The sequence below is a fragment of the Paraburkholderia sediminicola genome (assembly GCF_046026895.1).
Taxonomy (GTDB): domain Bacteria; phylum Pseudomonadota; class Gammaproteobacteria; order Burkholderiales; family Burkholderiaceae; genus Paraburkholderia; species Paraburkholderia sediminicola_C.
In genome coordinates this window covers 147,787-162,226 of sequence record NZ_JAQQEU010000013.1, presented here as the reverse complement: position 1 = coordinate 162,226, position 14,440 = coordinate 147,787, and the positions used below count along the sequence as shown (strand labels likewise).

The 14,440-nt window shown below is 64.0% G+C and carries 13 protein-coding genes and 2 pseudogenes; 2 read left to right on the top strand and 13 right to left on the bottom strand.

Annotated elements, in window-relative coordinates; all coding sequences use genetic code 11:
* Positions 1-393: 393 nt before the first annotated feature.
* Positions 394-1,089, top strand: coding sequence for a GntR family transcriptional regulator (locus tag PQR02_RS12470; RefSeq protein WP_408230473.1), 696 nt, complete (start codon positions 394-396; stop codon positions 1,087-1,089).
* Between the two features lie 86 nt (positions 1,090-1,175).
* Here the strand turns inward: PQR02_RS12470 and PQR02_RS12465 are convergent, their stop codons facing one another.
* The 4 genes from PQR02_RS12465 to PQR02_RS12450 all read right to left on the bottom strand — a co-directional run bounded on the left by PQR02_RS12465 (position 1,176) and on the right by PQR02_RS12450 (position 6,352).
* Entirely contained in the window at positions 1,176-2,471 is a 1,296-nt protein-coding gene (locus PQR02_RS12465) for an MFS transporter (protein ID WP_408230470.1), read from the bottom strand.
* 163 nt (positions 2,472-2,634) lie between these two features.
* Positions 2,635-4,236, bottom strand: coding sequence for a CoA-transferase (locus PQR02_RS12460; protein WP_408230467.1), 1,602 nt, complete (start codon positions 4,234-4,236; stop codon positions 2,635-2,637).
* Complete coding sequence (locus PQR02_RS12455) at positions 4,233-4,973, bottom strand: enoyl-CoA hydratase/isomerase family protein (protein WP_408230464.1); 741 nt, start codon at positions 4,971-4,973, stop codon at positions 4,233-4,235. Before PQR02_RS12455 ends, PQR02_RS12460 begins: the two co-directional genes overlap by 4 nt.
* Positions 4,974-5,014: 41 nt before the next feature.
* Complete coding sequence (locus PQR02_RS12450; protein ID WP_408230461.1) at positions 5,015-6,352, bottom strand: FAD-dependent oxidoreductase; 1,338 nt, start codon at positions 6,350-6,352, stop codon at positions 5,015-5,017.
* A gap of 349 nt (positions 6,353-6,701) precedes the next feature.
* Between PQR02_RS12450 and PQR02_RS12445 the strand changes: the two are divergent.
* A pseudogene (locus PQR02_RS12445) lies at positions 6,702-6,803 on the top strand (IS6 family transposase); the annotation flags it as partial.
* Here PQR02_RS12445 and PQR02_RS12440 read toward each other — a convergent pair.
* From PQR02_RS12440 to PQR02_RS12400, 9 genes and pseudogenes are all read right to left on the bottom strand, one after another.
* Positions 6,797-7,838 (bottom strand): annotated as a pseudogene (locus tag PQR02_RS12440) (vWA domain-containing protein). The pseudogenes PQR02_RS12445 and PQR02_RS12440 overlap by 7 nt on opposite strands.
* A complete protein-coding gene (locus PQR02_RS12435) occupies positions 7,835-8,380 on the bottom strand; it encodes a tetratricopeptide repeat protein (protein WP_408230458.1) in 546 nt (181 codons plus the stop codon). Before PQR02_RS12435 ends, PQR02_RS12440 begins: the two are co-directional and overlap by 4 nt.
* Entirely contained in the window at positions 8,377-9,366 is a 990-nt protein-coding gene (locus tag PQR02_RS12430; protein ID WP_408230455.1) for a vWA domain-containing protein, read from the bottom strand. Before PQR02_RS12430 ends, PQR02_RS12435 begins: the two co-directional genes overlap by 4 nt.
* A complete protein-coding gene (locus PQR02_RS12425) occupies positions 9,363-10,280 on the bottom strand; it encodes a calcium incorporation protein MxaA (RefSeq protein ID WP_408230452.1) in 918 nt (305 codons plus the stop codon). The genes PQR02_RS12430 and PQR02_RS12425 overlap by 4 nt, the downstream gene beginning before the upstream one ends.
* Positions 10,277-11,140 carry a DUF58 domain-containing protein gene (locus PQR02_RS12420; protein ID WP_408230449.1) on the bottom strand — a complete coding sequence of 288 codons (864 nt, stop codon included), beginning with the start codon at positions 11,138-11,140 and terminating at the stop codon, positions 10,277-10,279. The genes PQR02_RS12425 and PQR02_RS12420 overlap by 4 nt, the downstream gene beginning before the upstream one ends.
* Before the next feature lie 13 nt (positions 11,141-11,153).
* Positions 11,154-12,173: an AAA family ATPase gene (locus PQR02_RS12415; RefSeq protein WP_408230446.1), complete on the bottom strand. Its 1,020-nt coding sequence runs from the start codon at positions 12,171-12,173 to the stop codon at positions 11,154-11,156.
* Between the two features lie 294 nt (positions 12,174-12,467).
* The gene (locus PQR02_RS12410; protein ID WP_408230443.1) at positions 12,468-13,061 is read right to left on the bottom strand and encodes a DUF3280 domain-containing protein; all 594 of its coding nucleotides are present in this window, start codon (positions 13,059-13,061) and stop codon (positions 12,468-12,470) included.
* A gap of 2 nt (positions 13,062-13,063) precedes the next feature.
* Positions 13,064-14,056, bottom strand: coding sequence for a LysR family transcriptional regulator (locus PQR02_RS12405; RefSeq protein WP_408230441.1), 993 nt, complete (start codon positions 14,054-14,056; stop codon positions 13,064-13,066).
* Positions 14,057-14,061: 5 nt separating this feature from the next.
* On the bottom strand, positions 14,062-14,400 hold the full coding sequence (locus tag PQR02_RS12400; protein ID WP_408230479.1) for a carboxymuconolactone decarboxylase family protein: 339 nt from the start codon (positions 14,398-14,400) through the stop codon (positions 14,062-14,064).
* Positions 14,401-14,440: the final 40 nt, after the last annotated feature.

Below are 14,440 nucleotides of genomic sequence, written 5' to 3'. Positions count from 1 at the left end.
AATGTAAAATGTTGATAATTTATCTTATGTCAAATCCAAGTTAAGCATCTAAAAACCAGCCGCCGCTCCTCGGCGGTTTATTTCGCGCGCGGGGCTTCCAAACATCACCCGTTGCAGAATACCGGCACCGACGACATTCTTTGCCCACCATATATCACTCGCGTCTTCCATGGGCCCTGCAGGCGTGATGTCCAATGGCCAGCAGTTGCGCTAAAGCCGACCCGGTGCACACTGCCTCGTCCAGATTCCAACTGCGCTCTTAAACCACAAACGCCATGCGCCAGCGCAGCGCCAGTTTCCGCGGGTACGCGAGCGGCGCATTATCTGACGACAGCACGCCACTTCCCGGCTCACCGGGGCATAATCCGTCAGTCCATCGTTGCGTTCGTCCACATGAAGAAAAACAGCACCGCCAAGTATGTATCCCGACGCGAACCCGTCAATCCGCCGGATCAGTTGCTGGCCGATGTCGCGTTTGCAAAGATCGAGGAAATGATCATCACGCGCAAGTTGCCGCCGGGTTCGATGATTTCTGAAAGCCAGCTTGCAGCCGAGATGGAAATGGGACGCACCCCCGTGCGCGAAGCGCTTCAGCGCTTGCGGCAGATCGGCTTCGTCGAAATGCTTCCGCGCCGCGGCACGCTCGTCGCCGGTGTGGACATTCGTCAGCAACTGGAACTGCTGGAGGTTAGGCGTCCGCTCGAGGAGCTCGTCGTACGCGTGGCCGCGCTACGCGCCACACCGGAAGAGCGGACCCATCTGCGCCGGCTCGCGAAGCAAATGATCGCCGCCGCCGAGCGTGGTGACATGGAAGCGTGGATCAAGGCCGGCGGTGCGATTCACGACGCTGAAGTTCAGGCCACCCACAACAGCATGCTGATTACCAGCATGCTGCCGATTCACGCGCAATCGCGACGTTTCTGGTATCAGCATATCGCGCAGAATCGCGCTTACGTTGAAGGCGCGCAGTTGCACGCAAAGGTGCTGACGGCTATCGCGGAGGGCGACGGCGACCGGGCTGCCGCAGCGGCGCATGGTTTGATGCAGTTCATCGAGCGCTTTACCCGCTCCGCGCTCGATACTTTCTGAAGGCCTGCATAGCGTCGGCAGCGGCCTGGGGACTACGCCGCACCAGCGCACGGCCGCCGCCACCCGACACTATCGGCTTCTCGCCGCTACTCCGCCTGCGGCTGCGGAATCTCCGCCCCATGGCCGCGCGCCTCGACATTCGCACGCGGCGCGTTCACGAACACGGCGACTGCGATCGCGCCTGCAAGGGCCACGCCCCCACTCAACATGAACGCGCTCGTGAATACATGTGTCCATTGCACGAGAAAGCCTGTGAGAATCGGCGCGAGAATCCCTGCCGTGTTGGCGAGCAGATGCATGAATCCACCCACGCCACCCATCCGGGCAGGTTCGACCGTATCCAGAATGATCGCCCAGTACACACTCAGCGTGAGATTCATGAAGAACACCGTAATGCCCATCAGCGCAACCGCCGCGCCTACGCTGGTCGCGGCGCCGGCGCACGCGACACACGCTGCGGCAACCAGTAGACCACCGACGATCACGATCTTGCGCGACTTCAGCGCATTGCCGGTCCAGCGGAAGATCATATCGGACGTCAGCCCGCCCAACGCAATCCCGGCAAATCCGAGCACCCACGGAATCACGTTGACGATGCTCATCGACGACAGGCTCAGATGCCGCTCCATCATCAGGTAGCTCGGGAACCATGATAGGAAGAAGTACAGGATGTACGCATAACCGAAGTATGCGAGCGAAGTCGCCCAGATCGTCGGACTCTTGAGATAGGAGCCCAGCGACCTCTGCGGTTTCGCATCGGACTCGGTATTCTCCGCGCGAGCATGGATTGCCGGCGAACCTGCGCCGCGCGCCCAGCGGTTGTGCTCGGGCCGGTCCGTCGAGAAAATCGACCACATCACCACCCACAACAAGCCCACCACGCCGATTACGATGAACGGAATGCGCCAGCCCCAATGCAACGCCATCAGCCCGACAATCGGACCGGCCAGCGCTGCACCTAGTTGCAGGCCGGAATTCGCGAAGCCTACCGCTGTGGTCTGTTCCTTGCGCTCGAACCAGTTGCTGACGATCTTGTTCGTGCACGTGGCCAACGGGCCCTCCCCGGCGCCGAATACCACGCGGATCACCAGCAGGCCCGCGAGACTCGTTGCCGTAGCAGTCAGACCGCAGAAGATGGACCAGAGACCGATCGCGACCACGAGTACCCGCTTCGCGCCGAAGCGGTCCGCCGCGTAGCCGCCAATAAAGCAGAACAGCGAATAGCCGACAAAAAACGCACTGAAGACAATGCCGAGGTGCGCGGCATCGAGATGCAGATCCTTGGCGATAAGTGGCGCGGCAACTGACAGAGCGGCACGGTCGAGGTAGCTGATCGCGCAAGCGAGAAACAGCATGAAAACGACAAACCAGCGGTATTTCATGATCGTCTCCTCCAGATTCGCCTAAGCGATCAGGATGGTGAGTTGTCGTCGACGCCGTGTTGAGGCGCGGCGTGGCGCAACCGTGTTGTTGGAACCGGCGCGGCGCACCGTCGTCGGCAATCGCCGTACGTTGAGGGAGCAGCCGCGCCATTGCTGTGGACTGCTAGCTTGCTACCGCGGCCTCCGCGCAATGATCGGCGTTCTCGACGAACAGCGATTCGTGCATCATCGGCAATGGGTCGAGGATATGAGCCGGCGCGAACGCCATCAGATCGAGCACGTCGCGGCGCACATCGACGCCCGGCGCAACTTCGGTCAGCACGAGGCCGCCCGCGGTCTGCTCGAACACGGCGCGCTCCGTCACGATCAGCGCACTCTGTCCCGCCGCAACGCCGTTCGCCACCGGATAAGTCCGGCTCTGCACGGTATCGACGAACTTGCTGACCTTGCCCTCCTTCACGATCCTCATGCGGCCCGCTTCATACGCGATGTCGAGCCCGCCGGTCGTGAACGAGCCCGTGAACACCAGCCGCCTGGCATTCATCGCGATGTCGATGAAGCCGCCCGCCCCCGGATTCACCTTGCCGAACTTGCTGACGTTGACCGTTCCATGCGAATCGTACTCGGCGAATGCGAGTGCCGCGAATCGGCACAAGCCCCCGTCTATCACGTCGAACTGCGTGACGCCGTCGAGCAACGCCTGCGGCCGGAGATTCGCCGAAAACTGCCAGCCGTTCATCACGATTCCGCCATAGGAACCGTGCTCCGTCGTAAACCAGTAGTCGTCCGAAGCGTTATCCAGATCGATAAGTCCCTGCTCCGCCATCACGAGCGGCACGTCGGCCGCCGCACCGAAGCCGAAAATCGACAGTTCGTGCTTGCGCACCTCCAGCGCCGCGCGCCGCGCGGTCACCTTGTCGGGTCCAAACGGAATCGCCGGCAAGCGGGGGTTCACGCCGGCGGCACGCAAATAGGCCTCGTCGTACGGCGTATCGGTGCTCATCATCATTTGCGGCTCTACCACGAGCGCGTCGACGAACATGCCCGGCAGTCGCACCGATGTCGCCGCGCGCTCACCGCGCGGCACGATGCGGCGAACCTGGGCGATCACGCGCCCGCCGCTCGCCTTCGCCGCCAGCGCGAGCGCGAGGCTTGCGGAAACCAGCGGCTCGTCCTCGAACGAAAGATTGCCGAACTCGTCCGCACTGCTCGCACGGATGATCGCCACGTCGATCGGCCAACTCGGATAGAACAGCAGATCTTCATTGTTCAGGCGGATCTTCTGGATCAGATCGTCCTCGCAGCGGCTGGTGAACTTGCCGCCACCGTGCTGCGGATCGGCATACGTGCCCACGCCCACGCGCGTCATATAGCCGGGGCTCTTGCGCGCGACCTCGCGCAACCAGTGCATCGACGCGCCGATCGGCCACGAATACGCTTCGATCCGGTTCTCCTGAATGAGCCGCATCAGCGCGGGACGCTCGCCGGTGCGCGGATTGACCGGGTTGATATAGGAGCCGGAGACGATGCGCTTCATCAGTCCTTCCTGCGCGACGTGATCCATCCCGCGAATGTCGACTGCATCCCCCGTGCCGCACGGAAAATAAAACGTGAGGTTGCGCGGCGCGCCAGTTTCGCGAAAACGCTTGCCGAGCGCCCCGAGCGTCGCATCGGGCACCACCCATCCGATAACGCCAACGGATCCCACCGTCTGCCCGTCCTGAATCGATGCGACAGCCTGTGCCGGGGACATGATTTTCGTCATGACTTCACCTTGAATTTCGAAAGAATTGCCTGAGCGGCTCCTGCTTCGCAGTTGCTCGCGAAATGCCGGGAAGCCAGATTGTCGAGCTGCTCGCCGTCAAGCGAAACGAAAGGCTCGAAAAAGCGTTTGGTCGACGCCACTGCATCGGGCGGTAGCGCGGCAAGCCGCTGTGCGAGTGAGAGCGCCTGCTGGTCCGCGCAGCCCGGTTCGGTCAGATAGTCCGCGATGCCGAGACGGTGCGCCTCGATGCCGTTCATCGCATCCGCAGCCCACGTCAGCAACCGCGCGCGCACCGGACCCACGCGCGCGAGCAGTGCCTGCAACCCCCAGGGCGGCAGCCAACCGTTCGGCACTTCGGGAAGATGCCAGCGCACGTTGGACGCGCTCACGACGATGTCACACGAAATCGCCAGAACGAAGCCGCCGCCCAGCGCGAAACCTTCGACCGCGGCAATCACCGGCTTCGACAACCCGGCGATCGAGCGCGCAACGCGCGCGGTCTGCGACTCGGAATCGCACATCTGCTGAATGGACATCGTCGCAAGCTCTTTCAGGTCGCTGCCCGAACAGAACGCAGGCGGCACACCGGAGAGAACGATTGCCCGCACAGCCGGATCGCGGTCGGCCTGCTGCAATGCCTGCTCCAGTTCCGCGATCGAACCGCCGTCGAGCGCGTTGCGCCGCTCAGGCCGATTCAATGTCAACTGACGGACATCCCCCATGTTCACAATAATCACTTCCCTACCCTCCATGTTTGCTTTCTCAACAGCAATCCCTGCTACAGCGCGGTACCATCCCGCCCGAGCGCATGCCGTATCGCCTGCGGATCGACGATGCGCGGCTCGATGCCCAGGCGGACGGCCAGGGCGGCGGCATGGCCGATCGCATGACCGTATGAAAAGCATTGAGCCGTGACGCGCGCGGACGCGACCGCTTCGTGCTCCGCGGACAGACACCGCCCCGCCACCAGCAACCCTTCGCCTCGCGACGGCACGAAGCAGCCGTAAGGCACTTCGTAGTAGTCGTCGAGCACCCATTCCACCTTCGGCTTCGCGCCGGCGTGCAACTCGATCGGCCACGGCGAGCGCGCAATGCCGTCCGAGAACTTCCTCGCGCCCACGACATCGGCATTCATGAGTTTGGTCACGCCTTCGACCTGACGCGTCTGACGCACACCCACCTGAACACCGGTATCGTTGACGAATGATTTTTCGCAGCCTGCTACGTAGTCTTTCAGGAACCGCGCATACGCGTGAACCTGCTTCCTGCCGTTCAGTTCACCCTCCGTGAAATCGTCGTAGAACAGCGGGTTGAGCTCGCGTCCGTCGGAGCCGGTAATGCGCGTACAGTTGCACAGCAACTCACCGGGACGGGTCGTCGGGAAGAGCCAGATTTTCGAGCGCGGCAAGTTGTCGCCAGCGAGTTGCCGTTCGCGCAGCAGTGACGAAATCGCTTCGCCCATGATCGTGTCGTCGCCGTAAGCGGCGGTAAAACGTTCGACGTCCACGCCTTGCAGGCGGAAAATCATCGTCGGGTTCTGCACACGAGAACCATCGCCCACAAAGCTATCCAGACCGGCCATCGCGACGAGATCGGCATCGCCGCTGGCGTCGACGGTGACACTCGCGCGAATCGTCAGCGGCCCCTGCTTGGTCCATGCGGTCACACCCTCGACGCGCTCGTTTCCGTCCAGCAGCACGCCGGTCGCAACCGCGTGATAAATGACCTTGACGCCGCTTGCCTCCAATAGACTGTCGGCCGCATCGCGCCACACCAGCGGATCGTGAACGCGTGTCCAGGTTTTTCCATAGCGCACCGGTGCAGCGAGACCGCCGCGCTGCTCCAGTGCGTCGCAGAACTCCTGCGCAAAGCCGAAAACAATCGCCTCGGGCTTCGCGCCTGCGCGCTCGGTCGCGAGATACATTCCGCAAACGGTCCCCGAGAGCCCCGCCACCGCGCCGCCTCCGCAAAAACCATAACGCTCCAGCAGGATCACTTTCAGTCCCTGCCGACTGGCGGTTACGGCGGTGGCCACGCCAGCGGCGCCTCCACCTGTCACGAGAACGTCGCATTCAAGGCCGTCAATGGACCGGACATCGACTCCAGCAGTTTTCATCTTTCCGATCCTGTCGTCACCTGATATGTCAGTTGACGACATTTGTAGCGGAGCGGAATTGGCCTGTCAATGACAAAGTCGGGAAGGGAGCGGGAGCGGTGGCTCGGCGGATGCCTCAGCGGCATGCGGGGCGGCAGTTTGAGAGAGAAACGGCCTACGTACCTAACGTTTTCCCCAGGGACTATCAGCGGGTTGTCTGGCGCAGCATGTGCGCGTTCCCATTGCGGCGGTGTGGTAGTGTTATTTTTGTCGCCGAACTATTTGGCGGACCGAAACACTTTTCCGGGTCACGCGTCGCTGCAGCGCGCAACATGAGTCCAGAGGCTCCGTCGGGCAAAGGCCGCAAGGCGCAGACATTATCCTGGCAGGCATCGAAGTCACGCATATGGTCCGCACACGGCAGATGCAGGACGACGGCGTCGCCAAAACTGCGGCCGAGCAATTCTATTCGCCTGTCACGCTAGTTTTCCTATGTGGATTGGCATTCATTCGTTCCACTTTTCTTGCCGGGACACAAGCTGCTTGAGCAAGCGACCGAACAGCCCTTCGCACCTGTCTTCGACAAAAGTCCCGCCACTCCCAAATCGAATCGGGCGCAAAGCGCCCCACAAACAGCAACAGTGCAAGCAGCGCGGGACACCAGCGCAAATCGGTCGGCACCGGCTCGCGGTGAGCGAAGCGCGCATCCAGCATCGCATCGCCTAGCGACGTCGTGGTCCAAAGGCGTCGATAGCCAAGACCGGTTTGGCCGGCCACGAACCCGAGATACTGGCCTCGCAACTCGGAAAGCTCCTCATGTGTCTCAGCCGGCGCATCGGACCCCGGCGTAGTCGGCACCTGTATCACGTCGTCGGGCTGCCAGTATCCGATCCGATTCCCGTCGGCGTCGCTCTTCGGAATGGCCGCGGGTTGATCGCCCCCCCACGCCGATCAGCCAGCCCTTGATGCCCGCGGGATTGATATCTCGCATCAGCGCTCGCGATGGCGGGACAGGCGGCGCCTCCTGTCCATCGGTGACGAACACGACGGCCGCGCCGTGGCCGACCCCCTGCGCCACACGCGCAGCCGAATAAACGCCGCCCTCGGCAATCCGGCTCCAGCTAGTCCACCGCATGCGCGCGTCGATACCGTCGAGCGACACCAGCAACGCGTCGTAGTTGTTGCACACCTCGATGGGCGGCAGCAACAGCAACGTCCGCTGCCCGGTAAACACGCTCCAACCCACTTTCGAGCCACAAGGCAATTGCCCGAGCGCATCGTGCATCGCGGCCTGCGCGAACTTCAGGCGGCTCACCGGCTCGCCGTTCAGACTGACGTCTTCGACGTCCATGCTTTGCGTGATATCGAACGTCACGATGTAGTCGAACGTAGGGCGCGGCAAGGTGACATCCGGCATGACGAGCGCGGCGACCAACGCGACGAGGGCGCCCGCCATCAACCCATGACGCACCCTGACGAAGCCGCGCTCGCGGATCCCGGCGCTCACGGCAAATCCTTGCTTTGCGGGTCGCGCAGTTTCACGTTGTGCTGCTCTTTCACATCGGGCTCATCGGGCGCGGACTGTGTTTCAGGCGCAAGCCAAAGCGCACGCTCGAGGTTATAGCGCGCGTCCCAATCGTCGGGTGCCGCGCGTAGCAACATCCGGTAGCGCGCTTTGGCTTCGCCGATCATCGCGAGCGACCTGATGGTGCCGGTGGCGGCCTCTCCCCCTCCCTCGCGCAGGTACATGTTGCCGATATCGAACAGCGCGGTGCGGCCGAGATCGTCAAGACGGTCTTCGTGAATCAGGCCATCGTAGAGCCGGGCTGCCGGATCGTAGGCACCCACTTTCGACAGCGCGATCGCGCGTGCCAGACGAACCTGGGGCGCGTCGTCGGCGGCGTGGTCCTCGCGCGGGTCGGCGCTCGCCGCCTCAACGGCCTGATTCATGCGCTGAGCGTGTTGAAAACGTGTCCAGTCATACGCGGCCACGCCGGCGCAGCAGATCGCGATGGTCCCGAACACGGCGTGAACAAGCGTGCGCGTCATGCCCAACTCCTGACCTGAAACAGGCGCAACGCCATCAACACGGCGGAGAAGAACAAGGCGATAGCAAAGCAATACGGACTCCGATCCTGCCGGGGCAAATGCTCGACAAACGACGTCAGCGCATTCTGCTGCCGATTGATCTCGGCGACCGCCGCCATCATGGCCTTCGCGTCACCCGCCTGAAAAAGCCGGTAAGGCGTCTTTAGCGTCAGAAAATATCGATGCAATTCGGCTTCGGCCGAAGACCCACCGACGGGTACCGTGGCGTTCAGATCGGGGCTGTAGACACTGCTGCGCAAGTAAATAAAGTACAGCGCAATCTGGTTGCGCTGCAGCCCTTCCTGAATGCGTCGGCGCACCACCTCGTCGAGCCTTGCCCCGCCATCGGAGACGAGCACGATCGCGCGGCGGCCCGACGAGAGGCGGCCATCGAACTGCTTGATCGCGGCCAGCATCCCCCGGTCGAGTTGCGTGTCCGGCATGCCGCGGCCAATGGCCGTGGCGGCGATCGCAGCCTCGATCACGCGATGGTTGTACGTGAACGGCATCGCCAGCACGGGACTGGTGCCGAACATCATAAACGCGAGCCGGTCGTTCGGGCGCTGGTTCACGAAGCTCGTCAACGAAGCGCGCGCCACCTTGTTCTTCGCATCGCCGCCACTCGGCGATTCGACGCCCGCGCTGGCCATCTGTTCGTCCATGCTCGCGCTGCGGTCCATCAGAATCAGGATCTGCGCGCCACTCCCCGTGCGCACCACCTGCTGTTGCGAGCGCCCCGGCCCGGCGAGTCCGACGACGATACCCGCCATCGCCAGCACGCCGCTGCAGCGCGCGAGCAAGCCAGCCCATCGGCCGACGCGATCGACCGGCAGCCAGGCGACGCTCGAAAACACCAGCGTATCGCTGCGCCGTGGCAGCAATGGCAGCGCGGCGAGCGGCAGCAAGGCCAGCATCCACGGAGCGGCGAAGTCCAGAGCCATGGTCATCGCTGCTGGCGGCGTTCAGCGCGATACAGCGCGCGGCACAGCGCCTGCAATGGAAACTCGGCAGCGCCCGGCGCAGGTTTGAAGAAGCGCTCGGCCGACACCTCATAGAAGTGTTCGAGTTGCGCGCGCAGCGGTTGCAGATACGGTGCGCGAGTCAACAGTGCGGACAGCGATCCTCCGTGCACGACCTGCCCCGCGGTTTCGTTCAGCGCCTCGTGCATGCAAAACCACGCGTCTTTGGACGAAGCAGCTTGCGCCCCCTGAAGCCGTTGCATCTGGCGCCATGCACGCGCAAAGGGTAAGCGGGCCGACTCGCGCCGGTTACGCCATCCCCACCAGGCCGCCCACGCGAGCAAGGTCGCGAGCAACAGACCGAGCGCCCATGCGATCTGGCGACGTAACCCGGCGGTGGCCAGCAGCGGCGCCTGGCGATCGGGCCGCAGCGGCTGCAGGTCACCGGTAGCGAACGTGGCAGGCGGGGTCAGCGGTCCGACGCTCGCCGGCCATTCGGCCACCTGCAATTGCGCTCCGCTGGCCGATGTCAACGTCAGCGCGGGCAACGCGATTGTCGTGAGCGTCTGCGGCGCGTTGACTATCTGATAGCCGATCACCATCCAGCGGCGGCCGTCCGCATCGGTTTCGAACGACACGGGCCGGCGTTCGAGCCACACGCCGGTGCGGCCGACCGATGGTGGCGTGAGCGCACCCATGTCGTTGCCGCCGGCTTGCAGAAGCACGCGTTGCGTGAGGACATCGCCGAGCACGTAGCCGAATGCGCGCGGCTGTTGGACGATCGCTGCCACAGCTGTGGCAGCGTCGCTGCTGGCCGCATGCGCGGCGGCAATCAGCGCCGCGACCAGCACGAGCCGGGACACACCACGCGCGCCGCCGACCCGGGCCACGCGCGGCTTCATACCGTCGTCTCCAGAAAATAGCGCGACATGGCTTCCGGATCGAAGGCGCCTTCGACATAAAACGGCCGCATGCCGCGCGCGCCGAAGATCCCGCCGAGCTCCGCGCGACGGCGCTCGACGCCTTCGCGCCAGCGCTTGCGAATACCGTCGCGTAGCCACACCGTGCGCGCTTCGCCCGACTCGGTGTCGTGAACCGCCAGCAACGGACCGCGGCGAGGCGGCGAAATTTCGGCCTCGTCCCAAACGACGATCGGCACGACGCACGCATGCACCAGCATGTCGAGCACGCGCGGCATCTGGATGAGCGGCCAGTGGAAGTCGGACACGACGAAAACGAGCGCCTGCCGCCCGGCGAGGCGCGTCGCGCAGCGCCGCAGCCCTTCGACACCGCCGCTCGCGGCGGCGCTGCCCGGGCACTCGCGCAACATGGTCGCCAGCAGACTGCCGGTGCCCCGGCCATATCGCGCCGGCATGAAGAGATCGTCGCGTTCGCCGGCATCGAATGCCAGCAGGCCGAGCCGGTCGCCGACACGGAACGCGCTGTAGCCCAGCGCCTCGACGAAGTCGGCGGCAACCTGCAGCTTCGTTTGACGCGTGCCGAATTGCATCGACGCCGACACGTCGACGATCACCACCACCGGCACCGCCACGCGCTGCAGGTGAACCCGCACGAGCCATTCCGAGCGCGCCGCGCGCACGCTCGCACGCAGATCCAGACGGCGTGGGTCCGGGTAGTCGAACAGGCGGCCGTGCATGGCGAATTGCTGGCCGGCGCCGTAACTCGAACCGGGATGCGAACCCGGCCGAGCCCCGCCGGCGCGCGTCGGCAAACGATAGTGAAATTCTGCTATGCCGTTCATCGTCGAGCGCGCCTCAAGGCACGGCCACCCTGGCCATGATCTGCGCGATCAGGGCTTCGGCCAGTTCCTGGCGGCGCAATTCATAGATCGGCGTGAAGAACACACGATGACCGAGCGCCGGCATCAGCACTTCATGGATGTCCTCCGGAATCAGATGCGAGCGCCCCGCGAGCCACGCGACCACGCGGGCCGCCCGCAACAGCGCGCTCATGCCGCGTGGGCTCGCGCCGGCAAGAATCAGTTGCTGCATGTCGACCCCGTCGAGCGTGATGCCGAAACGCAGTGGCGTTTCCGTCGCCTGCCAGATATCCAGCGCGTAGCGCTCGATCGTTCCACTCGCCTGCACACCTTGCTGAATCGCCGCACCCACCCTGTTCAACTCTTGCCAGGGCACGATCGCGGGTGTGAGCTGGGCGAGCAGCAGGTCGACGTCATGAAACACCGTGTCGAACACCAGCGCGCGCCGTACGTCCGGCACGGCGGGTGTGGGCATGTTCAACTCGAACAGGAAGCGGTCACGCGCAGCCGATGCCAGCTCGAAGGTTTCCTCTTTCTCGACCTTGTTGCGGTCGGCGAACACGGTCATATGCGGGAAACGGTGTTCGCGGTCGAAAGCCCAGACAGAACGCTCGGCCATCGCGCGCAGCAACAACGACTGGACCTGCGGACGAGCCCGATTGATTTCGTTGAAGAAGAAGGTGGTCAGCTGTTCGCCGTGGCGCAGCAACGGCCCCGGCTCGATACGCGGCTTGCCGTCGGCATCGACGTACGTGTGATAGACGAGGTCGCCCGGCATCAGATCGATGGTGCCTTCGACGCGCTCGAACTCTCCGCCGACCACACGCGCGAACGCGCGCAACACGGTGGTCTTGCCAACGCCGACGCCGCCTTCGAGCAGCACATGGCCTCTCGCGAACAATGCGACGTTGACGAGCCGCAGGATCTGCTGCTGGCCTATGACGACCTTGGCGACTTCGTTTTCGATTTGCTGTGCGTGAAAACGCCAGTCCTGAAGCTGTTCGCCAGAACTCATCGATGCGATCCCCTTCCTATGCCGGCCTGCCTGTTGTGCCGCGGACGCTTTGTCCCGAGCCGGCGACACACACAGGCTTTTTCTGGTTGTGCCCGTGCGGATTTCGGCGTCGACGGGTCTTGCACTCGCCAGCATCTGTTCAAGCACGGTTTATGCCGATCACGCGGACGACCGGATCGCGTAGCACCGCATGCGGAGGGTTGTCATCCTGTCACGACTTCCGGGTACACACTGTGCCATCGGTCGCGACGCGCATCGGCCCATTCGCGCGCGCCGCGCCGTGGCAAATCCGGCTTATCGTCGGGGCGCTGCGTGATCCACGGGCGAGCCCGCCGGGGCCTGCTCAATCAATAGTCCGACGAGCGCCGACGCGCCGCGGCGCCACGAGAGATCCGTATTGCCGCGAATGTCGACCGAACGCTGGAACAATGTCTTGCCGCTGGCTACTTCTTTCACTCGCAAGTTCAGATTGAGGATCAGGTTGCTGACCTTCTGCACCCAGCAGATCCCCACTAGCTCGACGCCCAGCTCGCGCCCGACCTGCCGGGCGCAGTTGTCGCATGTGCTCAGGTCTTGCGTCGCCCCGAGCCGGCCGATCAGATCGGCAGCGCGGCCGTTGTCTGCGACACGGTAGCGCTGGCTGGCATCCAGCTGCGCACGCAGCGCGTTGCTGATCATGTCGATGCGCGCCTGCTGGATGCGATTGGTCTCCGCATCGTTGTAGGCAGCGTTATCGTCGATCAGACCGCAGTTCATCACCGCAATCGAGGCCGCCCCGGCGCGCACCGGCTCTGCGGCAAACCCGACCCCGGCGACGCTGACGGCGGCGGCGCACAGCACGCCCGCACCCCGCACGAATGCCGCGCGCCACGCAAACGGCTGCTTCATCGTCACGCTCCCGTACCGACTGAAAAGCTCGCAAACGCCGCGTAGTCGCGCTCCAGATGCGTCGCCGCATGGTCGAGCAGAAACTGCCGGAATACCACGCTCGTGGGCGATAGCTGCTTGGAACGAAGATGGACGATTTGCCATGTGCGCTCGATCGGCGTGCCGTTCACGTCGAGCAACGCGATCTCACCCGTGCGCAACTCCAGCAGCAGCGTATGCAGCGAGATCAGACTCACGCCGATGCCCGCCATCACCGCCTGCTTGATGGTCTCGTTGCTGCCGAGCGTGACGATCCTGGCGGGGGTGAACAGATGCTGCCGGAACATCACTTCGGCGGCCATACGCGTGCCCGAGCCGGGTTCGCGCAACAGGAAGGTATCGCCGCGCAGCTCCTGCAGATCGAAGCGGCGCGCGCCGCATAGCGGATGATCCAACGGTGCGATCACCACCTGAGGATGGCTGGCTAACGCCTCGGTCGTCGTGTCGAGTTCCGGCGGCGGGCGTCCCATGATGGCGAGATCGATGGCGTTGTCCTGCAGCAGCCGCAGCAGCGCATCGCGATTGCCGACCGAAAAGTGCACGTCCACCTTCGGGTACAGGTGCGAATAGAGCGCCAGCAGCTTCGGTGCGAAGTAGGTCGCGGAACTGACGATGCCCACGTTGATGGAGCCGCTGTCGGCCTGCTTGAGCGACATCATCGCATCTTCGGCATCCTTGATCTCGCCGAGGATGCGGCTCGCGTGATGCGTCAGCATCTCGCCCGCTTCAGTCAGCGCGAGCTTGCGCGCGGCGCGCTCGAACAGGCGCAGGCCGACCGCATCTTCCAGTTGATGGATCTGCATCGAGACCGCCGGCTGGGTCAGATGCAGCTCCTCCGCCGCGCGCGCGAAGCTCGTATAGCGGCTCGCCACGACGAAGATCTGCAACTGCCGCAGGGTCAACGTGCGGATGAAATTCAGGTTGAGCCGATTCGTCGCCAAGCGCGCGGTCTGCATGTGAACTAGCCGCTTTGCTGACCGAATGCATCGAGCGCACGCGCGGAATAGACCAGCGCCGCACCAGCGTTCAATGCGATCGCCACCGGCAACGCCTGCGCCACCTCCTCCCGGCTCGCCACTGCCCGCGCGGCGGCAGCGCTATGCAGCGCGATGCAGCCGTCGCAACGGGTGGTGACGTCGACCGCGAGTGCGATCGGCTCGCGAGTCCTCGCGTCCAGTTTGCCGGAACGGGCAGCGGCGCCGTCGAGCGCCTGGAAACCCGCCAGCGTGGCCGGCGCGGCAGCGCCGAGTTCGCCGATGGCTTCCAGCAGTTTCGGTGCGTAGTCTGGTGTGTCGAGCAGCATGCATGAGCTCCATCATGAAGTCGGACAGTCGCGCGAC